This is a genomic window from Streptomyces sp. NPDC059649 (assembly GCF_042734445.1).
In the GTDB taxonomy this organism is placed as follows: Bacteria; Actinomycetota; Actinomycetes; order Streptomycetales; family Streptomycetaceae; genus Streptomyces.
Map to the genome: position 1 here is coordinate 37,313 of NZ_JBHWDV010000038.1, position 25,037 is coordinate 62,349.

18 protein-coding genes and 1 pseudogene are annotated in these 25,037 nt (G+C 71.8%); 8 read left to right on the forward strand and 11 right to left on the reverse strand.

What is annotated here, in order from left to right:
* Positions 1 to 52 precede the first annotated feature (52 nt).
* Together typA and ACFV1J_RS29990 are read right to left on the reverse strand one after the other, a co-directional pair.
* Positions 53 to 1,957, reverse strand: coding sequence for a translational GTPase TypA (gene typA / locus ACFV1J_RS29985; protein WP_385863258.1), 1,905 nt, complete (start codon positions 1,955 to 1,957; stop codon positions 53 to 55).
* 183 nt (positions 1,958 to 2,140) lie between these two features.
* Positions 2,141 to 4,531, reverse strand: coding sequence for an ABC transporter family substrate-binding protein (locus ACFV1J_RS29990; protein ID WP_385863259.1), 2,391 nt, complete (start codon positions 4,529 to 4,531; stop codon positions 2,141 to 2,143).
* Between the two features lie 408 nt (positions 4,532 to 4,939).
* Between ACFV1J_RS29990 and ACFV1J_RS29995 the strand changes: the two genes are divergently transcribed.
* The 4 genes from ACFV1J_RS29995 to ACFV1J_RS30010 all read left to right on the forward strand — a co-directional run bounded on the left by ACFV1J_RS29995 (position 4,940) and on the right by ACFV1J_RS30010 (position 9,012).
* A complete protein-coding gene (locus ACFV1J_RS29995; protein WP_385863261.1) occupies positions 4,940 to 5,239 on the forward strand; it encodes a hypothetical protein in 300 nt (99 codons plus the stop codon).
* 96 nt (positions 5,240 to 5,335) lie between these two features.
* Complete coding sequence (locus ACFV1J_RS30000) at positions 5,336 to 6,163, forward strand: hypothetical protein (protein WP_385863263.1); 828 nt, start codon at positions 5,336 to 5,338, stop codon at positions 6,161 to 6,163.
* A gap of 90 nt (positions 6,164 to 6,253) precedes the next feature.
* Entirely contained in the window at positions 6,254 to 8,197 is a 1,944-nt protein-coding gene (locus tag ACFV1J_RS30005) for a fumarate reductase/succinate dehydrogenase flavoprotein subunit (RefSeq protein ID WP_385863265.1), read from the forward strand.
* Positions 8,194 to 9,012, forward strand: coding sequence for a succinate dehydrogenase/fumarate reductase iron-sulfur subunit (locus tag ACFV1J_RS30010; RefSeq protein ID WP_385863267.1), 819 nt, complete (start codon positions 8,194 to 8,196; stop codon positions 9,010 to 9,012). The genes ACFV1J_RS30005 and ACFV1J_RS30010 overlap by 4 nt, the downstream gene beginning before the upstream one ends.
* A gap of 423 nt (positions 9,013 to 9,435) precedes the next feature.
* Here the strand turns inward: ACFV1J_RS30010 and ACFV1J_RS30015 are convergent, their stop codons facing one another.
* The 6 genes from ACFV1J_RS30015 to ACFV1J_RS30040 form a co-directional block, all read right to left on the reverse strand.
* Complete coding sequence (locus ACFV1J_RS30015) at positions 9,436 to 12,111, reverse strand: SpoIIE family protein phosphatase (RefSeq protein WP_385863311.1); 2,676 nt, start codon at positions 12,109 to 12,111, stop codon at positions 9,436 to 9,438.
* 171 nt (positions 12,112 to 12,282) lie between these two features.
* Positions 12,283 to 12,744, reverse strand: a complete 462-nt coding sequence (locus ACFV1J_RS30020) for an ATP-binding protein (protein ID WP_385863314.1) — start codon at positions 12,742 to 12,744, stop codon at positions 12,283 to 12,285.
* A 265-nt stretch (positions 12,745 to 13,009) separates the two neighbouring features.
* Positions 13,010 to 13,435 carry a (deoxy)nucleoside triphosphate pyrophosphohydrolase gene (locus ACFV1J_RS30025; RefSeq protein ID WP_385863269.1) on the reverse strand — a complete coding sequence of 142 codons (426 nt, stop codon included), beginning with the start codon at positions 13,433 to 13,435 and terminating at the stop codon, positions 13,010 to 13,012.
* Positions 13,436 to 13,485: 50 nt separating this feature from the next.
* Complete coding sequence (locus tag ACFV1J_RS30030) at positions 13,486 to 13,665, reverse strand: SPOR domain-containing protein (RefSeq protein ID WP_385863270.1); 180 nt, start codon at positions 13,663 to 13,665, stop codon at positions 13,486 to 13,488.
* Between the two features lie 267 nt (positions 13,666 to 13,932).
* Positions 13,933 to 15,654: an APC family permease gene (locus ACFV1J_RS30035; protein ID WP_385863272.1), complete on the reverse strand. Its 1,722-nt coding sequence runs from the start codon at positions 15,652 to 15,654 to the stop codon at positions 13,933 to 13,935.
* Between the two features lie 614 nt (positions 15,655 to 16,268).
* Complete coding sequence (locus ACFV1J_RS30040; RefSeq protein ID WP_385863275.1) at positions 16,269 to 17,021, reverse strand: GntR family transcriptional regulator; 753 nt, start codon at positions 17,019 to 17,021, stop codon at positions 16,269 to 16,271.
* A 545-nt stretch (positions 17,022 to 17,566) separates the two neighbouring features.
* Here ACFV1J_RS30040 and ACFV1J_RS30045 point away from each other — a divergent pair.
* Positions 17,567 to 18,316, forward strand: coding sequence for a PIG-L deacetylase family protein (locus ACFV1J_RS30045; RefSeq protein ID WP_385863277.1), 750 nt, complete (start codon positions 17,567 to 17,569; stop codon positions 18,314 to 18,316).
* 129 nt (positions 18,317 to 18,445) lie between these two features.
* Here ACFV1J_RS30045 and ACFV1J_RS30050 read toward each other — a convergent pair whose 3' ends face one another.
* A complete protein-coding gene (locus ACFV1J_RS30050) occupies positions 18,446 to 19,459 on the reverse strand; it encodes an alpha/beta fold hydrolase (RefSeq protein ID WP_385863279.1) in 1,014 nt (337 codons plus the stop codon).
* 498 nt (positions 19,460 to 19,957) lie between these two features.
* Positions 19,958 to 20,380 carry an ATP-binding protein gene (locus ACFV1J_RS30055; protein WP_385863280.1) on the reverse strand — a complete coding sequence of 141 codons (423 nt, stop codon included), beginning with the start codon at positions 20,378 to 20,380 and terminating at the stop codon, positions 19,958 to 19,960.
* A gap of 163 nt (positions 20,381 to 20,543) precedes the next feature.
* Between ACFV1J_RS30055 and ACFV1J_RS30060 the strand changes: the two genes are divergently transcribed.
* Both ACFV1J_RS30060 and glpK read left to right on the forward strand, forming a co-directional pair.
* Positions 20,544 to 21,311, forward strand: coding sequence for an IclR family transcriptional regulator (locus tag ACFV1J_RS30060; RefSeq protein WP_385863282.1), 768 nt, complete (start codon positions 20,544 to 20,546; stop codon positions 21,309 to 21,311).
* Positions 21,312 to 21,348: 37 nt separating this feature from the next.
* The gene (gene glpK, locus ACFV1J_RS30065) at positions 21,349 to 22,911 is read left to right on the forward strand and encodes a glycerol kinase GlpK (protein WP_385863284.1); all 1,563 of its coding nucleotides are present in this window, start codon (positions 21,349 to 21,351) and stop codon (positions 22,909 to 22,911) included.
* Positions 22,912 to 22,954: 43 nt separating this feature from the next.
* Here glpK and ychF read toward each other — a convergent pair whose 3' ends face one another.
* A complete protein-coding gene (gene ychF / locus ACFV1J_RS30070) occupies positions 22,955 to 24,043 on the reverse strand; it encodes a redox-regulated ATPase YchF (protein WP_385863286.1) in 1,089 nt (362 codons plus the stop codon).
* 648 nt (positions 24,044 to 24,691) lie between these two features.
* On the opposite strand from ychF, the pseudogene ACFV1J_RS30075 reads away from it, so the two are divergent.
* Positions 24,692 to 25,030 (forward strand): annotated as a pseudogene (locus ACFV1J_RS30075) (DUF6542 domain-containing protein); the annotation flags it as partial.
* Positions 25,031 to 25,037: the final 7 nt, after the last annotated feature.

Genomic DNA, 25,037 nt, shown 5'->3' on the forward strand with positions numbered 1-25,037 from the left:
TACGGCGAGCAACCACCGCGGCGGGAGAGCCAGGTACGTGGGGAGACCCGGGTTACCGCTTCGCGCGCGACGCCGTGCGCCCGCGCTCCTTCTGGTCCAGGACGACCTTGCGGATGCGCACGGCCTCCGGGGTCACCTCGACACACTCGTCGTCGCGGCAGAACTCCAGGGACTGCTCCAGCGACAGCTTCCGCGGCGGCACGATCGCCTCGAAGGAGTCGGCCGAGGAGGAGCGCATGTTGGTGAGCTTCTTCTCCTTGGTGATGTTGACGTCCATGTCGTCGGCGCGGGAGTTCTCGCCGACGATCATGCCCTCGTACACCTCGGTGCCCGGGTCGGTGAAGAGCACGCCGCGCTCCTGGAGGTTCGTCATCGCGAAGGCGGTGACCGAACCGGCCCGGTCGGCGACCAGGGAGCCGTTGTTACGGGTGGTCAGCGTGCCGAACCACGGCTCGTGGCCCTCGTGGATGGAGTGCGCGATGCCGGTGCCGCGGGTGTTGGTCAGGAACTCCGTACGGAAGCCGATCAGACCGCGGGAGGGGACGACGAACTCCATGCGGACCCAGCCGGAGCCGTGGTTGGACATGTTGTCCATCCGGCCCTTGCGGACACCCATGAGCTGGGTGACGGCGCCCATGTGCTCCTCGGGCACGTCGATGGTCATGCGCTCGACGGGCTCGTAGGTCTTGCCGTCGACCTCCTTGGTGACGACCTGCGGCTTGCCGATCGTCATCTCGAAGCCCTCGCGGCGCATCTGCTCGACCAGGATGGCCAGCGCCAGCTCACCGCGGCCCTGCACCTCCCAGGCGTCGGGGCGCTCGGTGTCCAGCACGCGCAGCGAGACGTTACCGACCAGCTCGCGGTCGAGGCGGTCCTTGACCTGGCGGGCGGTGACCTTGCGGTCCTTGACCGCGGCCTTGGCGTCCGCGCCCTTGCCGGTGCCGCCACGGCCGACCAGCGGCGAGGTGTTCGTACCGATGGTCATGGAGATCGCCGGCTCGTCGACCGTGATCAGCGGCAGCGCGATCGGGTTCTCCGGGTCGGCCAGCGTCTCGCCGATCATGATGTCGGGGATACCGGCGACCGCGCAGATGTCGCCCGGGCCGGCCTTCTCGGCGGGCTTGCGGGTGAGCGCCTCGGTCATCATCAGCTCGGTGATGCGGACGTTGGAGATCGAGCCGTCGCGCTTGATCCAGGCGACGTTCTGGCCCTTGCGCAGCTCGCCCTGCTCGACGCGGAGCAGCGCGATACGGCCGAGGAAGTTGTCCGCGTCGAGGTTGGTGACGTGCGCCTGCAGCGGGGCGGCGTCGTCGTACTCGGGCGCCGGGACGTGCTCCAGCAGCGTGGTGAAGAACGGCTCCAGGTTGGTGCTGTCGGCCGGGACCGTGCCGTCCTCCGGCTTGGTCAGCGAGGCGACGCCGTCCCGGGCGCAGGCGTAGACGATCGGGAACTCGATCTGGTCCTCGTCCGCGTCGAGGTCGAGGAAGAGGTCGTAGGTCTCGTTGACGACCTCGTCGATGCGCGAGTCGGGGCGGTCGGTCTTGTTGATGCACAGGATGACCGGCATCCGGGCGGCGAGCGCCTTGCGGAGCACGAAACGGGTCTGCGGCAGCGGACCCTCGGAGGCGTCGACCAGCAGGACGACCGCGTCGACCATCGACAGGCCGCGCTCGACCTCACCGCCGAAGTCGGCGTGGCCGGGGGTGTCGATGATGTTGATCGTGATGGGCTCCCCGCCGTCCTTGGGGTGGTACTTCACCGCCGTGTTCTTGGCGAGGATCGTGATGCCCTTCTCACGCTCCAGGTCGTTGGAGTCCATCATCCGGTCGTCGAGCTTCTCGGCGGCGTGCTCGGCGAACGCGCCGGCCTGCTTCAGCATGGCGTCGACGAGGGTCGTCTTGCCGTGGTCGACGTGGGCGACGATGGCTACGTTACGAATGTCGTGGCGCGTGGGCACTAGCGGTGCTTCTCCCGGAATCGTGGGTGGCAGCGCGTACGGACCGGTACGCGCGCCCGCCGGGCATGAAGACGCCACGGCCTCACCCCATGGTACGGGGCCGGGGCGACAAAGGCCGCCCCAGCCCGTACGCAGCACCGCTGACCTGCGCTTTCCCTTCGAAAAGAGGGTGTGCGCCGGGCTCTATTTCTGGTAGCCGATGTCCTGGAAGCGGGGCGTGGCGAAGCCGAAGGCGCCGACGTTGGCGAGCGACTTCTTCGTGGCCACCAGCTCGGGCCGCTGGTAGAGCGGGATCGAGCCGGCGGCCGCCCAGATCCGGGCGTCGGCCTGCTCGACGAGCGTGCGGGCCGCGTCCTCGTCGAGTTCGGAGGCGGCCTGGTCGAAGAGCTGGTCGATGTGGTCGGTGCCGACCCGGGTGTAGTTCTGCTCGACGGTCAGCGAGCCGTCCGGTGCGGGCTGCGGTTTGGCGTAGATCGGCCGGGCGTCGGTGGCCGGGTAGGCGGTGCCGGGCCAGGAGTACAGCGCCAGGTCGTAGTCGCCGGCGGCCACGTGGTCCTGGAAGTAGCTGGCGTCGGAGACCCGCTGGAGGGAGGTCTGCACGCCGATCTTGGCGAGCATCGCGGCGATCCGGCTGCCCACGGTGCGCAGCTGCTGGGAGGCCGCGCCGTCGGGGAGCACGAAGCGCAGGGTGAGCGGCTTGCCGTCCTTCTTGACGGCGGGCACCCGTGCGGCCTTGTCACCGGCCGGGGAGACGGCGGCGAGCGGGGCGTCGTAGGGGCGCGGGACGGCGGCGTGCCGGGGGCCCGGGTGGCCGCCGGAGCCCGGCAGGTCGGGGGCCTGTCCGGTCTCGATCCGCTCGGCGGCGCTCAGCGCCTGGGCGGCGCGCTTCTTGTACCGCTTGTACTTCGCGTAGGCGCCGGACCCGGTGTCGCCGTCGGCGTCGTCCTTCTCGGTGGCGGCCGCGTCCTTGTAGAAGGCGGCGCTCTGCCGCAGCAGGGCGGCCTGCTGGACCTCGGAGCCGACCGCGCCGGTGAAGGACAGCGGGGCCTCGGCCGCGGCGGGCCGGGCGCCCTTGCCGTGGTCGCCCTTGGCGGGGGCGGCGCCCTGGGCGGGGACCGGGCGGCCGGGGTTGCGGCCGTCGGCGGCACCGTCGGCGTCCGGGTCGTAGCCGCCCTCGTCGCCGTACCCGTCGTCGCGGCCGTCGGTGCGCTCGTCCTCGTCCTCGTCGCCGTAGTCGCGGGTGCCGAGCCAGCCGCCGGGTGCGGGCGCGCCGGCCTTCTCACCGGCCTGCTGGTGGCCGGCGCCGTCGGGCTTCCAGCCGGCGTCGGCGAGCAGTGCCTTGGCGGCGTCGGCGTCCTGGTCGCCGAGCGCGTCGCTGTGGTCCTCGTAGCCCGGCTGCCCGGCCATCAGCAGATGGCTGCCGAGCGGCTTGGAGGGCAGGTCGAGCGGCTTCAGCACGGTGTCGGCGAGGGCCTGGCGGTCGATGGCGCGGGCCACCGCGCGGCGCACCCGGTCGTCGGCCAGCGGGCCGCTGCTGCCGTTGAGGGCGAGCTGGGTGTAGGCGGGTTCCAGGGCCTTGTGGATGACGTAGCGGCGCAGCGCCGTGGTCCCGGCGGCCGCCTTCGTGCCGGAGCCGGCCGCCCGGCCGGGCCGCGGGCCCGCGTTGCCGGCGTCCCGTTTCCCGGCCGCCTCGACCCGCTTGGCGGCGCTCTGGTCGACCGCCGCGACGTCGATGGAGCCGTCGGCCAGCGCCGCGGCCCGCTTCTCCGCGGGCAGCGCCTGCAGCACGATCTTCTGCAGCTTGGCGCGGGCGCCCCACCACGAGGGGTTGCGGACGAGGACCACCCGCCCCTCGTCGGCGTCGCGCTTCTGCACCAGGAACGGGCCGGCGCCGACCGGGAGCCGCTCGCGCGCCCCGTCGTTGAAGGCGTCGGGGCTGCCCATCACGCTCTGGGGGTAGAGAGGGGTGAACAGCGAGCGCCAGTCGGCGTAGGGCCGGGCGAAGGTGACCTTGACCTCGTGGGCGCCGGCGCCCTGTTCGACCTTGCCGATCCGGTCGTAACCGGCGTTGCGGGCGGTCCAGAAGGCGTTGTCCTTGCCGCGCAGCGCGGTCCACTGGGCGATGAAGTCCGCGGCGGTGATCGGCTTCCCGTCGCTCCACCGCGCCTTGGGGTTGATCTTGTACGTGACGACCTGCTTGGGGTCGCGGGCGCTGACGTCGGCGGCGTCCAGGTAGTCGGCGTTGCGCTGCGCCGTGCCGTTGGCGTCGACGGTGAACATGCTGGGCAGCACCGCGCCGGTGATCCGGGCGGTGGTGGCGTCGGCGTCGGCCTGGAAGGCGTTGAAGGTGCCGGGCATGGCGTCGACGGCCCAGCGCAGGGTGCCGCCGTCCTTGAGCTCGCCGCGCGGCGCGGGGGCGATGTCCTGGGACGCCTCGGCGGACACCTCCCGGTCGTCGCTGCTGCATCCGGCCAGGGCCGGCAGGGGGAGCAGCACCCCCGCCGCGACGAGCGCGGCGCAGCGGCGTCTGCGGCCCGCCGAGCGGCGGCCTGAGGGGTGGTCGTGGTCGGTCATGACGGTTACCTCCGGGCTCGCCCGCGCCGCGCCGAGCACCGCGCTGGTGCCGGACCGGCGCACCACGTTCGGCCGACTTTGCGGCTCATCACATCTATGGCATCCCTACTGAAGGCGACCGGAGACGACCCGGCATCCCGACACGGCGACTGCCGCGCCAAGGCCACCCGCCCGGCCCAATATCAGGCCCGTACGGCGGAGTGGGGGGCGGCGCACGACGGGGGCGCGCGGGGTGCCGCATCCGCCGTTTCTCGCAATGGCGTTCGCCCCCCGCCGTGGCGCATGGGTGCCGAAACGCACCGGTTCGAGTCGTAGTCGCGCCGGACCCCTTCCCAACGCCTACTGTGACGCGCGACACTCTCGGGCGCATGAGATCGCCCAGCACACCTTCAAAAGTGAGGGCACGTTATGTCCCTTCAGGACGAATTGACGGCGGTTGAACGCAGCCTGGACGACCTGGTCCGGTCGGTGGGCAGGCTCGAGGTGCGGCTCGGCGGCGGCCTGGACATCCGCCGCGTCCGGAGCGACACCGACCACCTGCGGCAGAGCGTCGCCCTGCTCAAGCAGAGCGTGTCCTGCGGACCGGCCGCCCGCGCGCAGGCCGCCGAGACCGAGATGGTCACGATCTCCGACGCGCCCTACAACTCCGCGCTGTGGGCCGGGGCCGACGACGAGGGGCTCGGGTCGAGACACCGGCACGCCCCCTGAGGACCGAGGCCGCAGGGGGAGATCCCCCGGTCACACCCCGTCCGCCCCCCATCCCGCCCCGCCGCCCCGACGGAGCACCCTTCACGGAGACCGACGTTGGCCACTGGCACCGAACCCACCTCACCCACGGGCACGAACGGCGTCCACACCCCGTCGCGCGCCGCCATCCCGGTCCGCCATCTGCGGACCGACCGCTGGTGGCTGGCACCGGCCGCCACCGCCGCCGCCCTGCTCGCGTTCATCGTCTACTCGACCTGGCGGGCGTTCGCGAACGCCGACTACTACAGCGCGCCCTACGTCTCGCCGTTCTACTCGCCGTGCCTGGCGGAGAACTGCCACACCATGCGCGGCGGGCCCAACTGGGAGATCTTCGGCAGCTGGTGGGGCCTGTCCCCGGCCCTGCTGATCCTGATCTTCCCGCTGGGCTTCCGGCTCACCTGCTACTACTACCGCAAGGCCTACTACCGCGGCTTCTGGGCCTCGCCGCCGGCCTGCGCGGTCGCCGAACCGCACAAGAAGTACACCGGTGAGACCCGCTTCCCGCTGATCCTGCAGAACATCCACCGCTACTTCTTCTACTTCGCGGTGCTGGTGGCCGGCGTGCTGACCTACGACACCGCGCTCACCTTCCGCGACGAGCACTACGCCTGGGGCCACATGGGCCTGGGCAGCCTGGTGTTCCTCGCCAACATCGTGCTGATCTGGGCGTACACCCTCTCCTGCCACTCCTGCCGGCACATCGTCGGCGGCCGGCTGCGGCACTTCTCGAAGCACCCGGTGCGCTACCGGCTCTGGGGCTGGATCGGCAAGCTCAACGAGCGGCACATGCTGCTCGCCTGGTCGTCGCTGATCAGCGTGGCGCTGGCGGACTTCTACGTCTTCCTGCTGGCCAGCGGGGCGTTCGCGGACCCGCGCTTCTTCTGACCCGGCGCCCGCGGGCCCTGGCGCCCTGCCCCCTCCCCCTCAACAACTCCTGTTCCTACGACAGTTCTCCAAGGAAGGTTGTGCCCCCCGATGGCGCATGTGGACCGGCAGACATGGGACGTGGTCGTGGTGGGCGCGGGCGGCGCCGGACTGCGCGCCGCCATCGAGGCCCGCGAGGCAGGCATGCGGACGGCCGTGATCTGCAAGTCCCTGTTCGGCAAGGCCCATACGGTGATGGCCGAGGGCGGTATCGCGGCCAGCATGGGCAACGCCAACGAACACGACAACTGGCAGGTCCACTTCCGCGACACCATGCGCGGCGGGAAGTTCCTCAACCACTGGCGGATGGCCGAGCTGCACGCCCGGGAGGCGCCGGACCGGGTCTGGGAGCTGGAGACCTGGGGCGCGCTGTTCGACCGTACGCCGGACGGCCGGATCTCCCAGCGGAACTTCGGCGGCCATGAGTACCCGCGGCTGGCGCACGTCGGCGACCGTACCGGCCTGGAACTGATCCGCACCCTCCAGCAGAAGATCGTCTCGCTGCAGCAGGAGGACGAGAAGGCGTTCGGCGCGTACGACGCCCGGCTGAAGGTCTTCCAGGAGTGCACGGTCACCCGGGTCCTCAAGACCGACGGCAGGGTGTCCGGCACCTTCTGCTACGAGCGGGAGTCCGGCCGGTTCTTCGTGCTGGAGGCGCCCGCGGTGGTGCTGGCCACCGGCGGTATCGGCAAGTCCTTCAAGGTCACGTCGAACTCCTGGGAGTACACCGGCGACGGGCACGCGCTGGCGCTGCTGGCCGGGGCGCCGCTGATCAACATGGAGTTCGTGCAGTTCCACCCGACCGGCATGGTCTGGCCGCCTTCGGTCAAGGGCATCCTGGTCACCGAGTCGGTGCGCGGCGACGGCGGGGTGCTGCGCAACAGCGACGGCAAGCGCTTCATGTTCGACTACATCCCGGACGTCTTCAAGGAGAAGTACGCCGAGACCGAGGACGAGGCCGACCGCTGGTACGAGGACCCGGAGCACAACCGCCGCCCGCCCGAGCTGCTGCCCCGCGACGAGGTCGCCCGGGCCATCAACGCCGAGGTCAAGGCGGAGCGCGGCTCCCCGCACGGCGGCGTCTTCCTGGACGTCTCGACCCGGATGCCGGCCGAGGTGATCAAGCGCCGGCTGCCGTCGATGCACCACCAGTTCAAGGAGCTGGCGGACGTCGACATCACGGCGGAGCCGATGGAGGTCGGGCCGACCTGTCACTACGTGATGGGCGGGGTGGACGTGGACCCGGACACCGCGGCGGCGATCGGCGTACCGGGCCTGTTCGCCGCCGGTGAGGTGGCCGGTGGGATGCACGGCTCCAACCGCCTGGGCGGCAACTCCCTCTCCGACCTGCTGGTCTTCGGCCGCCGGGCGGGTCTGTACGCGGCCGAGTACGTGAGCGGGCTGACCGCGCGGCCGGCGGCCGATCCGCTGCAGATCGACGCCGCGGAGGCGGAGGCGCTCCGTCCGTTCAGCGCCGAGGGCAACGAGCCGGACGGCGCTCCCGACCGCGGCCCGGCGGAGAACCCGTACACCCTGCACCAGGAGCTCCAGCAGGCGATGAACGACCTGGTCGGCATCATCCGCAAGGAGAGCGAGATGTTCGAGGCGCTCAAGCGGCTGGCCGATCTGCGGGTGCGGGCCCGGCGGGCCGGCGTCGAGGGCCACCGGCAGTACAACCCGGGCTGGCACCTGGCCATCGACCTGCGGAACATGCTGCTGGTCAGCGAGTGCGTGGCGCGGGCGGCGCTGGAGCGCGAGGAAAGCCGCGGCGGGCACACCCGCGACGACCACCCGGCGATGGACCGGAGCTGGCGCAACATCAACCTCGTCTGTGAACTGGCCGATCCGCAGGGCGACGCCCGGGCCGGGGACCCGTCACTGGGCCAGATCCGGCTGTCCCGGCGGGAGACCCCGCCGATCCGCCGCGACCTGCTGGAGCTGTTCGAGAAGGACGAGCTGGCGAAGTACCTGACCGACGAGGAGCTGACCCGGTGACCGAGCAGCAGACAGCGCAGCACGTGGCGGAGCAGCCGGGGGCGTCCGGCGCCTACCGGGCGCACTTCCGGGTGTGGCGGGGGGACGCGGACGGCGGGGACCTCGCGGACTTCACGGTCGAGGTCCACGAGGGCGAGGTGGTGCTCGACATCATCCACCGCCTGCAGGCCACCCAGGCCCCGGACCTCGCGGTCCGCTGGAACTGCAAGGCGGGCAAGTGCGGTTCGTGCAGTGCGGAGATCAACGGCCGGCCGCGACTGATGTGCATGACGCGGATGTCGGTGTTCGACCGTACGGAGACGATCACGGTGACGCCGATGCGGGCGTTCCCGGTGGTGCGGGACCTGGTCACCGATGTGTCCTTCAACTACGCCAAGGCCCGGGAGATCCCGGCGTTCGTGCCGCCGCCGCAGCTGGGGCCGGGCGAGTACCGCATGCAGCAGGAGGACGTGGGCCGCTCGCAGGAGTTCCGCAAGTGCATCGAGTGCTTCCTGTGCCAGGACACCTGCCATGTGGTCCGTGATCACGAGGAGAACAAGGCGGCGTTCGCCGGTCCGCGGTTCCTGATGCGGATCGCCGAGCTGGACATGCATCCGCTGGACGCGGCGCCGGAGTCCGGGATCGACCGCAAGCGCACCGCGCAGGACGACCACGGGCTGGGCTACTGCAACATCACCAAGTGCTGCACCGAGGTCTGCCCCGAGCACATCAAGATCACCGACAATGCGCTGATCCCGCTCAAGGAACGCGCCGCGGACCGGAAGTACGACCCGCTGGTATGGCTCGGCAACAAGATCCGTCGCCGCACGGAATGACGTCGGCCGGACGGCCCGACGTGACCACCCGGCGGCCCGACATGCCTGCCCGACCGGCAAAGGGGGTGGGGCGCGGCCCCCTACGGCATGTCCCTTAGGGGATCGACGGGCCCCCGGTTCGACCCAGGGTAGGGGTGCCCCGCCGGCCGCGCCCAGGCCGTCACCCGGCCTGTGGACAACCACCCGCTCGCCCCGGCCCTCGACCCGCCCTGGCCCTCGACCCGCCCCGGCCCTTACGGGATCTCCCGTAGGGGACCGATGGGCCCCCGGTTCGACCCAGGGTAGGCCGTACGCCCAGACCCCGCCCCGCCCTGTGGACAACCGCCCCGCCGCCCTCACCCTCCGCCCCCGACCCCGCCCGCCGCGAGGCCCGTTCCCGTTCCCGGCCCCAGCCCAGCCCAGCCCCAGGAGGGCGTACGCCCCTCAGAAGAGGCTCAGCAGGGCCTCTGTCGGGTCGGGTGTCGTGGAGTTGCCGTCCGGTAGGGCCAGTTCGAACCAGACCGTCTTGCCGCGGGGCGTACGGCGGCTTCCCCAGCCCTCGCTCAGCAGGCCGACCAGTTGCAGCCCGCGGCCGCCCTCGTCGGTGTCGCGGGCGCGGCGGCGGCGCGGCTGGGCGAGGTCGGCGTCCCAGACCTCACAGACCAGGGTGCGGTCCAGCAGCAGCCGCAGCCGGATCTCGCCGTGGCCGTGCCGGAGCGCATTGGTCACCAGCTCGCTGACCAGCAGTTCCGTGGTGTCGACCAGGCCCTGCAGGCCCCAGTCCATCAGCTGGTCGCGGGCCAGCTCGCGGGCCCGGGCCACCGAGCGGGCGTCCGGCGCGAGGCTCCAGTCGCCCACCGCGTCCTTGGGCAGCCCGTGCACCCGCGCCATCAGCAGCGCGATGTCGTCCTCACCGTGCGAGGTGTCCAGGGCGCTGAGCACGTGGTCGCAGGCGTCCTCCAGCGGGCGGTCGGCGCCCGACAGCGCCCGGCGGAACGCCTGCAGCCCCTCGTCCAGCGGGTGTTCGCGGGATTCGACCAGGCCGTCGGTGTAGAGCGCGAGCAGCGACCCGTCCGGCAGGTCGACCTCGATCTCCTCGAACGGTTCGCCGCCCACCCCCAGCGGCATCCCCGGCGGTACGTCGAGCAGCAGCGCGTCCTCGCCCTCCTCGACGAGCACCGGGGGCAGGTGCCCGGCGTTGGCGAACGTGGCGCGCCGGGTGACCGGGTCGTAGACGGCGTAGACGCAGGTGGCGAGGTAGACCTCGGAGAGGTCGGCGGTACGGGCCGAGCGCCTCGGCTCGGCGGCGGGCCCGGCGGTGCCCGAGCGGCCGCGCGGGTCGCGGACCTTGGCGCGGCCGTCGCCGCCGCCGCCGAGCCCGCGGGCGATCTCGTCCAGCGCGGAGAGCACCTCGGCGGGTTCCAGGTCCAGCAGGGCCAAGGTCCGTACGGCGGTGCGGAGTTCGCCCATCGCCACGGCGGCGCGCAGTCCGCGGCCCATGACGTCGCCGACGACCAACGCGGTGCGGTGGCCGGGGAGTTCGATGACGTCGAACCAGTCGCCGCCGACCTCGGTGGCGGTGGTGCCGGGCAGGTAGCGGCAGGCGATGTCGAGGCCGGCTGCCTCGGGGTCGCCCGGCGGCAGCAGGCTGCGCTGCAATATCAGGGCGCGTTCGTGTTCGCGGCGGTAGAGGCGGGCGTTGTCGATGCAGACCGCGGCGCGCGCGGCGAGTTCGACGGCGAGTGCGGTGTCGCGTTCGCCGAACGGCTCACTGCCCTTCGTACGGGAGAACTGCACCAGCCCGACGACGGTGTCGCGGGCGACCATCGGGACGGCGAGGGTGGAGTGCACCACGGCGCCCAGCTCCGGCCCGTCGTCGCTCTCCCGGCCGGGGATGATCTGCGCCTGGGCGGTCCGCAGGGCGCCGGCGCAGGGGGAGTTGAACGGGTAGCGGTGGACGGCGCCGACCGCGACCGGGCCCGGCGCGTCCGGCGGCTCGCAGCAGGGGGCCCCGGCGAGCGGGGCGTCGGAGACGGCGCTGGCGAAGGCCACCCGGCGGAGTTCGGCGCTGCCGTCGCTGGTGCCGGGCGGGGCCTCGTCGCCGGACAGCAGCCCCTGGTAGAGGTCGACGGAGGCCAGGTCGCAGAACTGGGGGACGGCGACGTCGAGGAGGGTGCGGGCGGTGGTCTCCAGGTCGAGGGAGTTGCCTATCCGGGCGCCGGCCTCGTTCAGCAGGGCGAGGTTGCGGCGGGCGTTGGCGGCCTCGCGCTCGGCCCGGCGCCGGCCGGTGACGTCGGCGGCGAGCGCGGCGACGCCGATGGGGCGGCCGCTGGCGCCGTGCAGCCGGTAGAGCGAGATCGACCAGCGGCGGCGCTCGTCCTCGCCGGGCACCGCGCCGACCAGCTGCATCTCGGTGACCGGTTCGCCGGTCTCCAGGACGCGGCGCAGCGCGGCGGTCATCCGCTCGGCCTCGGGGCGGGGCAGGAAGTCGTGCGGGGTGCGGCCGCGGTACTTGCTCGCCGGGCCGCCGAAGACCGTGGCGAAGCGTTCGTTGACGCGCAGCAGCTTCAGGTCGGTGCCGAACAGGGTGAAGCCCATGGGAGATTGACCGAAAACGGCCTGCGAGGCGGCGAGGTCGGTCTCGATGCCGCGCAGCGCGCGGACGTCGACGACGACGCAGACCGCGGCGCGTTCGCCCGCGTCGTTGCGGGACGGCATGACGTAGATCTCGGCGAGCCCGTCGGCCGGTCCGTCCTCGTTGCGGCGGTAGGGCACCAGGCCGGTCCACTCCCGGCCGTCGAGGATCTCGGAGACCTTGCGGCGCCCGGTCTCCCGCAACTCGCTGGGTACGAAGGCCGCTACGGGGTCCTTGCCGAGGGCGTAGCGGGCGGGGATGCCGAGCATCTGCTCGGCGCGCTCGCTCCACTGGTCGATGCGCCCGTCGGGCCCGAGGGAGAAGGAGGCCACGCGGATGTAGTCGTAGATGGATCCGGGGCGGCTGCTCTGCCAGATGGGCGGGCCTTGCGGTTCGCGCGCGTGCGGACCGGCACCTGGGTCGCCGGGGCTGTCCGCACCGCCCTGACCATCGGCCTGCGCGGGTTCTGCCCCGCCAGTTGACATCTCGCTCACGAGCCCCGTCCCCTCCAGCTCATCGTGCCCGGACCGGACCACCCCGAGTATCCAGCACCTCGGCTATCCGGAACACGGTCTTCACGATCACAGCACAGTCTCGATCGCAGGCCATCGACAGAATGTCGATGAAATGGCAACGATCAGGACCCCACCTGTCTCCTAACCAGCCACCGACAGCTCGAACCACACTGTCTTGCCACTCTTTCCGCGTCGGGTCCCCCAGCGCCGCGAACTGCAGGCGACCAGCTGCAATCCGCGTCCTCCCTCGTCATCGGGGGCGGCGGTGCGTTCCTGCGGCGGGTCGGGCAGCGGATCGGAGACCTCGACGAGGAGCTCGCCGGCGCTCAGCAGGACCATGCGCACCCCGATCGGTCCGGTGGCATGGCGCAGGGAGTTGGTGACGAGCTCGCTGACGAGGAGTACGGCCACGTCGGCGGCGCCGTTCAGGCCCCAGTCGTTGAGCACCCGGCGGACGACGGTGCGGGCGGTGCGTACGGCGCCCGGATCGGCCGGGAAGCTCCATTCGGCGATCGGTGAGCCGGTGGCCATACCGCGCTTGCGGACGCGGCCGGGACCGGGTGCCGGGACGCCTTCCGCTGCGCTGTCGCTCACGCCGATCACATCCCAGCCGAGGCATGCCCGTCGGATTACCCGCATTCAAGGACTCAAACAGGACATACCCGATATCGGGGGTGGAGTACCGCCCGCAACCACGCACTGTGCCGCAAATGGCGCATATGTCTGCGGTGACGTGAGAGATGCCTGGTGGGCGGGCCTGCGCGCGCGGCGGAGGGGCCACGCTACGCCGGGCGCGCCGGACGGCGGACCGATGGGCACGCGCCGTCAGGACACCGAGCCGGAGCGCCTCCCGACCCGCTGCTGCCGCTCAGCGCCGTACGCCCGGTACCCCGGCGGCCGTGGCGGCCAGTCGGCGCATCGCCTCGGCGACCGCCGGCCGGTCCTGGTCCAGCCAGTCGACCTGCTCTTCCTCGCCGGGCCGCAGCCAGCGCAGCTCGTCGTGGTCCTGCAGGGGCTGCGGCACTCCGGACACCAGCCGCGCCGTCCACACCTGGAGGACGTAGCCGGGCCGCAGCAGCCACTCGCCCGGGATGCGTTCCCCGATCTCGGTCTCGACGCCGAGCTCCTCGCGCAGCTCGCGCTCCAGCGCCCGCTCGGGCGTCTCGCCGTCCTCGACCTTGCCGCCGGGCAGCTCCCAGCGGCCGGCCAACGCGGGCGGCGCACTGCGCCGGGCGGCCAGCAGCCGCCCGCGTTCGCACACCGCTCCGCCCACCACTACGTGCACCGTCGTCATGCGCGGCAGCCTACGTCCCCCGTCCTCGTCCCGCTTCTGCGCGGCGTCCCTCAGGTCGTCGCGCGATTGACCTTCTCGACCACGTAAAGCCGCTGGTTGCCCCGGGTATCGAGCCGTTCGGCCACCCGCTCCGCCTCCGCTCGGGTGGCATATCGGCCCACGCGATACCGGTTGCCGCCTTCGTCCTGGCGGATGACGAGCCAGGGCAGCACGGCTCCGTTCTCGGTCATTGCGCCCCTCCGTCCGCCGTACAGCGCGCCGTGACGCGCCCCTCGTCTGCTGATGCCGAAATCGCAATCCGCATATGCCCGAGCGTACGCCCGACCTTTACGCACCGGATATGGAATTACACAAAGAGATACCGAACCGGCCACCCGCGGGCCCCGGCGAACCGGGGCGGCCTGCGAGTGGCCGGTGTGGCCCGAACGACTCGGGCGGGTGGGGTGGGGCGGGGTGGGGCGGGTGACCCGGCGCGGGCCACCCGAGGGGAGGGTCCCTTACGCGCCCACGGGCGCCTTGGCCCCCTCGGCCGCTCCCGTCCCGTCGGCCTCTCCCGCCTCGTCCGCCGCATCGCTCTGTTCCGCGGCGGTGATCTCTTCCTCGACCTTCACCAGGGACGGGTTACGCCAGGAGCTGCGCACGCCCCAGTAGTAGAAGGCGAGCGCGAGCACGGCGACCAGGAGGATGTCCCAGCCCTCGGGGAGGTAGCCCTTCCCGCCGAAGTCCTTGCCGCCCAGGTACGAAACGGCGGCCATGACCAGCAGGTACGCCACCATCCAGACGCCGGCCTTGAGGTGCGGGAGCAGCGCGGCCCACGGCTTGCGGCCCTGGGTGAGCGGCTTGCCGATCTCGTACCAGGCCCAGACGGGCAGGCCCACGGCCATGATCAGGATGACCTTGCCGGTCAGCGGCCAGCGGCCCCAGTACAGGACCAGCGAGCCGAAGATCATCGCGACCGGCGCGATGACCGGCATGGCGCGCAGCTTGACCGGGCGCTTGAGGTTCGGCGACAGCCGGCGCAGCGACATCACGGCGACCGGTCCGGTGATGTACGAGATGACCGTGGCGACCGACACGATTTCGGCCAGCGAGCCCCAGCCGCGGAAGACCGCGAGGAAGAGGAACGCGATCACGAGGTTGAGCAGCAGCGCGGGGCGCGGCACACCGGTCTTCTTGTCCACCTTGCCGAAGACGCCGGGCAGGTGGCCGTTCTCCTGCACGCCGTGGATCATGCGCGAGGTGGTGGCGGCGTAGATCATGCCGGTGCCGGACGGCGAGACGAAGGCGTCCGCGTACAGCAGCAGTGCCAGCCAGTTCAGGCCCCAGGTCACCGCGAGGTCGGCGAGCGGCGAGTTGTAGCCGAGGCCGGCCCAGCCGCCGCCGGCGCCCAGCTTGCCGCCGGGCACCGCCATCAGGAACGCGACCTGCAGCGCCACGTAGATGACCAGCGCGATGATGATCGACGAGACCACGGCCTTGGGCAGCGACCTGCCGGGGTTACGGGCCTCGGCGGCGAGGTTCAGCGGGGACTGGAAGCCGTTGTAGGCCCAGACGATGCCGGAGACGGCGACGGCGGTGAAGACCGAGCTCCAGCCGTTGGGGGTGAAGCCGCCGTGGTGCGCGATGTTGCTGGTGTCGAAGTGCGCCAGCATCAGGGCGCTGGCGGTCAGCACCGGGACGACGACCTTGAAGACCGTGATCGCGGTGTTGGTCTTCGCGAACAGCGTGATCGCGAACCAGTTGAGGAAGAAGTAGAAGATCAGCAGGATGCTGGCGAGCCCGACGCCGGTGCCGGTCAGCTCCTTGCCGTCGTAGAGCGCGTGCGCCCAGCCGAAGTCCCAGGAACTCATGTACTGGACCGAGGCGGTGGCCTCGCCGGGGATGACCGAAACGATGGCGATCCAGTTCGCCCACGCGGCGAGGTAGCCGGCGAGCGAGCCGTGCGAGTACTGGCCGTAACGGACCATGCCGCCGGCCTTGGGGAACATCGCGCCGAGCTCGGAGTAGGTCAGGGCGATGGTGAGTGCGACCAGCGCGCCGATGATCCAGGCGATGATCGCGGCCGGCCCCGCGATGGCGGCGGCCCGCTCGGCCCCGAAGAGCCAACCGGAGCCGATGATCGACCCGAGACCCGTGGCGGTCAGGGCGATGGTCCCGAGGGACCGACGGTAATGCGAGTGCGAACCCTGCTCCGCACTCGGGGTTTTCGTCGTGCTCACGTGCTGGTCTCCTGGTCTTCCCCCGTGCCGTGCACAAACTTCGCCATCGTAAGAGCGAATCCGAAGATCGGTTTCCCGCACTCGGCCAAAACAGCCGCCCAGTTGAGGCTGTGTGACGTTTCCAACACCAAGATCCGGCCAACGTTTACGTGCATACACCGACAAAACGGACAACGAACTTGAGGCCGAAAGTCACTACGGATCTCGCAGGGGCGCGGCCTCGGATGCTCACGGCGGGGAGCTTCGGGTGCTGACGCAGGGAGTACCGGGCCCTCTTGGCGGGGAGCCTCGGGTGCTCACGCGGGAAGCCTCGGTCCGCAACGCGGGAAGTCTCGGGTGCTTGGGCGGGAAGCCTCGGTCCGCAACGCGGGAAGTCTCGGGTGCTTGGACGGGAAGTCTCGGGTGCTCGACGTGGGAATACCTGCGCCTCGCGGGCCGTTGTGGGCCCACAGGGGGCGCTCGCTACCCCTACGGGATCTGTTCGCCCCCGCCCTAAGGGTCAGCGGCTCTACGCCCAAAGGGCCAGCGGCCCTACGGCTCATGGACAGCGGCCGGCCTACGGCTCATGGGTCAGCGGCGAACCCCACGCCCGCCCACCCGCCCCGTCCAGCGCCTTACTTGACCGGCAGGTGGTACGCGACCCGGTAGCGGTCCGCGAGGGTGACGATGTCGGCCGTTTCGACCGGGCGGCCGCCGGCGAAGTACGTCCGCGAGATCACCAGCACCGCATGGCCCGGGACACCGCCCAGCGCCATGGCCTCCTCCGCCAGCGCGGGGCGCGCGCCAACCTCCTCGATGACGTTGTCCACCACCACTTCGATCGCCGCCATCCGCTCGACGACGCCGCGTCCGGCCAGCGGCCCCTCCTCGGGCAGCATCACCGGCGTCCGGCCGGTCACCTCCAGCGGCTCCCAGGACGTCGAGAGCATCGCCGGCTCGCCCTCCGCGCGGAAGAGGTAGCGGGTGCGCATCACCTTGGCGCCCGGCGGGATCCGCAGCCGGCCGGCCACCGCCGAACTGGCCGCCTCCTGCTCGCTGCTGGACTCCCAGGTGCCGCGCACCCGCTCGTCCGTCTGCTCCTGCCGGAAGGGCGTGCACCCACCCGCCGCGTGGAACCCGCCCCGCGCGATACGCCGCGGAACGGGCTGTTCCCGTACGTACGTCCCCGACCCCGAGCGGCCCTCGACGAGGCCCTCCGCCATCAGGACCTTGCGGGCCTCCAGGGCGACGGTGTCCGAGACGCCGTACTCCTCGCGGATCCGGGCCTGGGAGGGGAGGCGGGTGTGCGGCGGCAGCACCCCCTCGACGATCTTCTGGCGCAGGTCGCCGGCGACGCGTAGGTACGCGGGCTGCTCACCGAAAGGCACGTGCCCTCCCAACAGCTTGACAGTCAGCAACAGCGTGGCAACCGCGCGTGGTCGACCGCAAGCTTGGGCCAGATATTCACCTGATGTGATGAAACCCAGCTCAGCCACCTGCGGACCGTCCGCGACCGCACCGGCCTTGCGCATCTTCCGCCTCGCCCATCCCCCGCGTCACACCCGCAAGCGCCACCTCGTCATGTCACGATCGTCCACACGCCCCACATCGGGACGGGCCCGACACCAGCCGCTGCCACGGGACGGCCGACGACCACCCCGGAAAGCGGTCGAAACGCGACCGAAAAGCGACCGTCCCGGGCCGCTCCGGAGCAGGGAGCGCCGCGACCCGGAAACGGAACGACCACCCGGAGCAGAATCGACCACGCTGGAACAGGAACGACCGCTCCCGAACCGGAACGACGACCGGAACAGAAACGACCGCTCCCCAACCGGAAACGACCGCCCCCGAAAACGATCACCCCCAACCGGAACGACCGAAGCAGGAACGACCACCCCGGACCGGAACGACCGGAGCAGGAAGGAAGGCGTCCATGCCCGCCGAGTCCCACCTCTCCCCCATGCCCAAGGACTGGCAGCGCGCCCTCGCCGTCGCCGCCCACCCCGATGACCTCGAGTACGGCGCCGCCGCGGCCATCGCCGAATGGACCGCGGCGGGGCGCGAGGTCAGTTACCTCCTGGTCACCCGTGGGGAGGCCGGTATCGACGGGCTGGCTCCCGAGGAGTGCGCCCGGGTGCGCGAGGCCGAACAGCGGGCCGGCGCCGCGCTGGTCGGCGTCCACACCGTGGAATTCCTCGACCACTACCGGGACGGCACGATCGAGGGCGGGCCGGCGCTGCGCCGCGACCTCTCCGCGGCCATCCGCCGCCACCGCCCGGAGCTCCTGCTCACCGTCAACCACCACGACACCTGGGCCGGGGTGCACTGGAACACCCCGGACCACCGGGTGGTCGGCCGCGCGGTCCTGGACGCGGCGGGCGACGCCGGCAACCGCTGGATCTTCCCGGAGCTCGCCGACGCCTCCGGTATCGCGCCCTGGAACGGCGTGCGCTGGGTGGCCGTGGCCGGCTCCCCGTACCCCACGCACGCCGCCGAGGTCGGCCCCGGCATCGACCGTGCGGTGGCCTCCCTGGCGGCGCACAGTACGTACATCAACGGCCTGCGCGGGCACGGGCAGGACGCGCAGTCCTACGCCCGTGCCTTCATCGAGCAGACCCTCCGCGCCGGCGGCGAACGCCACCGGGGCCGCCCGGCAACCCTGTTCCAGCTGTTCCCGCGCTAGCCCGGCGACGCGCCGCACCTGTCCGCCCCCACCCGGGCGTACGCGACACGTACGGCCTCACCGCCCCGTCTCACCGCCGCCCCCGTTCACCGCCCCGTCTCACCCGCCGCACCCGGTTCACCGCCCGCCTTACCGCTCCCCGTTCACCGCCCCCGCCACGAACGTGGCCACCAACCGTGCGATCTCCTCCGGGCGTTCGAGCACCATCGCGTGGGTCGCGTCCACCCCGGCGACGGTCACTTGCGGCTGTGTCCGGGCCAGCTCCGCCAGATCGTGGCGCAGGCCCTCCACGTAGGCCGCCATCAGGTCGTCGAACCACGACGGCACGCCCGGCACCGGCGGGTTGGGGCGCAGGGCGCGGGCGATCAGCAGCGGCCGGGAAACGTTGCGGTACCGCCCGAACAGGTCGATGCCGGCCATCGCCTCCTGCAGCTCCCCGGCCTGCTGCCGTCCGGGCCGCAGGAAGAGCCGCCCGTCCGCGGTCTCGGCCAGCGCGCGCCGTACCCCCGCCTCCATCACGTCGGCGGGAATCCCCAACTCACCGGCCATGCCCACCTGATAACCGATCACGCCGGCCAACGCCTCGGCGTCGAAGGCCCGTCCGCCCGCCTGTTCCGCCAACTTCCTTGCCTCAGCGAGCCGTTCGCGCACCCACTCCGGGTCCAGCCCCAGGTACTGCTCCGGCCGCCCCATCCCGTGCCCGTCCAGGTTCACCGCCGCGGGCACGACGTCCGCCAGTGCCTCCAGGCACCGTACGGCCACCATGCCGCCCAGGGAGTGCCCGACCACCACGGCCCGCGGTATCCCACACGCCGTCAGCACCGCCCGTACGTCCTCGACGGCCAGCTCGAACGTCCACGGCACCGCGCCGTCCCCCGACCGCCCGTGCCCCCGCAGGTCCATCGCCAGGACCCGGTGCCCGGTGGCCAGCAGCGGTGCCGCCCGCTCCCAGTCCACGAGCGTCCGCCCGGCCCCGTGCACCAGCAGCACCGCCGTGCCCGCCCCGCCGTGGTCCCGCACCGCCAGCTCCACCCCGTCGCCGGCCGTGCACACCAGGTCCTCGGCGACGTAGCTCGCGTTCGGCCCGCTCTTCCCGCTCTGTCCGTTCTTCGCGGTATTCCCGTTCTTCGCGCTCTGCGTCATGCCTCCACGCTAGGGCCGCGAAATGCGTTCAAGATCATCTGCGAAGTCGATGCGCGGGCCCCCATTTCCGGGAGAGAATGGATCAACCCCCTCCACCCGGCGCGCTCCGTCAGACGCGCTTCATCCGGCGCGCTCCATCCGACACTCTCCATCCGGCGCGCCCTCCGGTACGCCGCGGAGCCGGCAAGCGCACACCCGCCGCGGAGCCGGCACGCAAGGCGGAGACAGCACGCAAGGAGGGCCCCGCCCCTCAGGGGCCGGACCCTCCTCGCCCGGTGACCGGCGACCGGTGACCGGGGGCCGGTGACCGGGGGCCGGTGCGGGTGACGGCGACCGTCGTAGTGCGTGCGCCGGCCCGTCCGGACGGAGCCGCACGACTAACGGGCACGCACGGCTAACGGACCGCCTGGCCTGACAAGGCACGCACGGCTAACAGGCACACACGGCTAACGGGGCACACACAACTAACGGGCCGCACAGCCGACAGGCCCGCGCCGCTCACCCGGCGAGGAGTTCCGCCCACCAGGTGATGCCGCCCGCGTGGACCCGGGTGCCGCAGTCGGCCGCCAGGGCGGTGACGATGCCGAGCCCGCGCCCGTGCTCGCCCGGGCAGGGCTCCGCGGCCGGCCGGTCGTCCGTCGCCGCGGGCCCGGCGTCGGTCACCTCGACGCGCAGGGCGTCGCGCCCGTCGGCGACCCGCGTCAGTCGCAGCACCGCCGGCGGCAGGGCGTGGACGACCGCGTTGGTGGTGAGCTCCGAGATCACGAGGAGCGCGTCATCGGCGAGGTCCGGGGCCACGTTCCAGTCGGCCAGGACCGTACGCACCCGCCGGCGTACGACCGAGACGGCCTCGGGGATGTGCGGCAGCGGAAAGACATGTTCGGCCGCCTCCCGAACCACTGCGTCAAGCTGTGCCGTCATGTCGCCTCCTCCGAAGCCTCTGCCGGCCGGAATGCCGGGCTTGAGGGGACGCTATGGGGGCACGACGGAGGGGGTCAATGAACAGCGGTCGGCATTACCGAACGCTCGCCTGCGGAGGGCCGCCCACCCCGGCAGACGCCGACCGCGGGACTACGATTGCCTCATGGCCGGCCCGGTCCAGTCGATCGAACGGGCGGCGGCGATCCTGCGTCTGCTCGCCAGCGGGCCCCGTCGGCTCGGGCTCGGTGAGGTGGCCGCGTCGCTCGGGCTGGCGAAGGGCACCACCCACGGCATTCTGCGCACCCTGCAGAACATCGACTTCGTCGAGCAGGACCCGGCGACCGGAAAGTACCAGCTCGGGGCGGCCCTGCTGCACCTGGGCACCAGCTACCTCGACGTGAACGAGCTGCGGTCCCGCTCCATCAACTGGGCCGACGCCCTGGCCGCCCGCAGTGGGGAGGCAGTCCGCCTGGGCGCGCCCCTGGAGGGCAAGGTGCTCATCGTCCACCACGTCTTCCGCCCCGACGACACTCTCCAGACGCTGGATGTGGGTGCGCTGCTGCCCCTGCACGCCTCCTCGCTCGGCAAGGTGCTGCTGGCGTTCGGCAGCGTGGCCCTGGAGACGGCCGTGGAGGCCGGGCTGGAGGCGTACACCCGGCACACCCTGGTCGACCCGGGGCGCCTCACCCGGGCGCTCACGGAGGTCCGGGAGCTGGGGTGGGGGGCCGAAGTACAAGAGATGCTCATGGGGGACGCCGGCGTCGCCGCGCCGATCCGGGGCCACGGTGGCCTCGTGGTCGGCGCGATCGGCGTTTCGGGCACGGTCGAGCGGATCTGCGACTCCAAAGGGGTCCCGCAGTCGGCCCTGGTCAGCCAGGTCCGGCACGCCGCCCAGGCGATCTCCCGAGATCTGGGGGCCGCCCGCTGGTGAGTCCCGCCGCCTCATGCCCCGCAACGGAAGGCTGATCATGGTTGAGCGGTATGTGATGTCCATCGACCAGGGCACCACCTCCACCCGATGCATCCTGTTCGACCATCAGGGGCGGCTGGTGTCGGTCGCCCAGCGGGAGCACCAGCAGCACTTCCCCCGTCCCGGATGGGTCGAGCACGACGCCGTCGAGATCTGGCACACCCTGCAGCGCGTGGTGCCGCAGGCGCTCTCCGACGCCGATGTGCGCCCCGAGGAGGTCGCCGCCATCGGGATCGCCAACCAGCGCGAGACGACCGTGCTGTGGGACCCGCGTACGGGCACCCCGCTGGGCAGGGCGATCGTCTGGCAGGACACCCGTACGGCTCCGCTGGTCGAGGACCTCAGGAGCCGGCCGGGGGACGAGTTCTTCCTCCGGCGCTGCTGCCTGGCCCCTTCCACGTACTTCTCGGCTCCCCGGATCCGCTGGCTGTTCGACCACGTCGACGGGCTGCGGCAGCGCGCCGAGGACGGCGAGGTGCTGTTCGGCACGATCGAGAGCTGGCTGATCTGGAACCTCACCGGCGGGCCGGCCGGCGGTATGCACATCACCGATGTCACCAACGCCAGCCGCACCATGCTCATGAACATCAGCACCCTCGACTGGGACGAGGAGCTGCTGGAGTTCTTCGGGGTTCCCCGGCCGATGCTCCCGGAGATCCATGCCTCGGCCGAGACCTACGGAACCGCGCGTTCCGTCATCCCGGGCGTCCGTATCGCCGCGGCACTCGGTGACCAGCAGGCGGCGCTCTTCGGACAGACCTGTTTCACCCCCGGCGAGGCGAAGTGCACCTACGGGACCGGCAGTTTCCTGCTGCTCAACACCGGCACCGACGTCGTACGGTCCCGGCACGGACTGCTCACCACCGTCGCCTACAAGATCGAGGACCAGCCCGCGGTCTACGCGCTCGAAGGCCCGATCGCGGTCACCGGCGCGCTGGTCCAGTGGTTCCGTGACCGGCTGGGGCTGATCAGCAGCGCCCCCGAGATCGAGACGCTCGCGCGCACCGTCGAGAACAACGGCGGCTGCTACATCGTCCCGGCGTTCTCCGGCCTGTACGCGCCGCACTGGCGCAGCGACGCCCGCGGGGTCATCGTCGGCCTGACCTCGTACATCACCAAGGGGCACCTGGCCCGGGCCGTGCTGGAGGCCACCGGCTGGCAGACCCGGGAGGTGGTCGACGCCATGAACGCCGACTCCTCGCTGGCGCTGAAGGTGCTCAAGGTGGACGGCGGTATGACGTCGGACAACCTGCTCATGCAGTTCCTGGCCGATGTGCTCGACGTGCCCGTGGTGCGCCCCATGGCCGTCGAGACGGTCTCCCTGGGCGCCGCCTACGCCGCCGGACTCGCCGCCGGTTACTGGCCCGACCTGGAGGTCCTGCGCCGCAACTGGCACCGGGCCGCCCAGTGGCTGCCGGACATGGCCCCCGCGCGACGCGAGGCGGAGTACGAGAACTGGAAGCGGGCGGTCGAGCGCTCACTCGGCTGGATGGCCTCGCCGCACCCACCCGCGACCGGCACGCCGGCGGGGCCGCCCCCGAAGGGAGCCGACCCCGCTTGAGCTGCATATTTTCCGCATCACCAGGTCGATGCGGTGGCAGGCGCTACACGTTGAACCGGAACTCCACCACGTCCCCGTCCTGCATCACATAGTCCTTGCCCTCCATGCGGGCCTTGCCCGCGGAGCGGGCGTCGGCTACCGAGCCGGTCTCCACCAGGTCGGCGAAGGAGATGACCTCGGCCTTGATGAAGCCCTTCTGGAAGTCGGTGTGGATGACGCCGGCGGCCTCGGGGGCGGTGGCACCCTGCTTGATGGTCCAGGCGCGGGTTTCCTTGGGGCCGGCCGTCAGGTAGGTCTGCAGGCCGAGGGTGCGGAAGCCGACGTGGGCGAGGGTGGCGAGGCCGGGCTCTTCCTGGCCGACGGACTGGAGGAGTTCAAGGGCCTCGTCCTCGTCCAGTTCGGCGAGGTCGGCCTCCAGCTTGGCGTTGAGGAAGATCGCCTCGGCGGGGGCGACCAGGGCGCGCTGCTCGTTCTTGAAGTCCTCGTCGGTCAGCTCGTCCTCGTCGACGTTGAAGACGTAGAGGAACGGCTTGGTGGTGAGGAGGTGGAGGTCGTGGAGGAGCTCGTTGCGCTCGCTGCCCTGGACGATGCCGTGGGCGAAGAGGGTGTCGCCCTTCTCCAGGATGGCCTTGGCCTCCTCGACGGCCTTGACCTTGGGGGCCACGTCCTTCTTGATCCGCGATTCCTTCGCCAGCCGCGGCAGGACCTTCTCGATGGTCTGGAGGTCGGCGAGGATCAGCTCGGTGTTGATCGTCTCGATGTCGTCCTTGGGCGAGACCTTGCCGTCGACGTGGACGACGTTCTCGTCCTTGAAGGCGCGGATGACCTGGCAGATCGCGTCGGACTCGCGGATGTTCGCGAGGAACTTGTTGCCCAGGCCCTCGCCCTCGGAGGCGCCGCGGACGATGCCGGCGATGTCGACGAAGTCGACGGTGGCCGGGAGGATCTTCTGGGAGGCGAAGATCTCGGCGAGCTTGGCCAGGCGGGGGTCGGGGACGCCGACGACACCGACGTTCGGCTCGATGGTGGCGAACGGGTAGTTGGCCGCCAGCACGTCGTTCTTGGTCAGGGCGTTGAACAGGGTCGACTTGCCGACATTCGGCAGACCGACGATTCCGATCGTGAGCGACACGGTGGCGACTCGACTTCCGAAGGGAGAGTGGTGGGGTGGGCAGCGGCCTCGTGAGGGGCCGATCCACCAGTCTACGGGGCGGGCGGCGGCGCCCGGCCGCCCCAGGCCCGGCCGGCGCCCCGACCCCCGCGTCCCCGGTCGACCCGGGCCGGCGCCCGGCCGCCGCGCCCCCGGCCCTGTGTACGCCCCGCACCCACGCGGATCGAACGCAGTCCCAAGCTCGGCCAAAGCGCGTGTCCCGTAACCGGTTAATACCACTTAGCGGCCTACCGTTGGCGAGTGGAGCAACACGAAGCGCGTACCCCCCAGCACGGCCCGCCGTGGTCCGGACGTCCGGCCGCGGACCAGGACGCCCGGCTCCCACGCCCGGCGGAGGCCGTGGCCCCCGACCCCGACGACGACTTCCTCTCCGCGATGCGGGCCTCCGGCTTCGCGTCCGTCCCGATCGCCGCGCCCGCGCCCGTACGCGCCGCGGCCCGGGGTCCGGCGCAGGCGTGGGCCGCCCGGGGCCCGACCACCTCGGCCGTGGCGGCGGCCTTTGGTGAGCGGGCGGCCGTGCCGCCCCCGGTGGGCGCGGAATCCTCGGCCGTCTACCGGGCCCGCCCGCAGCCTCCGCTGCCCGCGGCGCCGGGGAACCTGCGGCGCCGGATGCCCGCGGCCAAGCTCACCGGGCTGGGCTGCTGGCTGCTGGCGACGCTCGCGCTGCTCGCCTTCGCCTGCCTGGACCAGCTGCTGCTGGGCGGCGCGCAGACCCCGTACGGCGTGTTCTTCGTGCTGGTGGGCGTGGGTGCGGCGGTGTGGGTGCGGCCGTACGACCTGATCTGCGCGCCGGTCACGCTGCCGATCGCGTTCACGCTCGGTGCGGTGCCGATCCACCGCGGCGGGGACGGTTTCGGCGGGCTGCTGATGGGCGTCTTCACCGTATTGGCGCTGAACGCGGCCTGGCTCTACGCCGGCACGCTGGTCTGTGCGCTGATCGCGGTCGTCCGGCGGG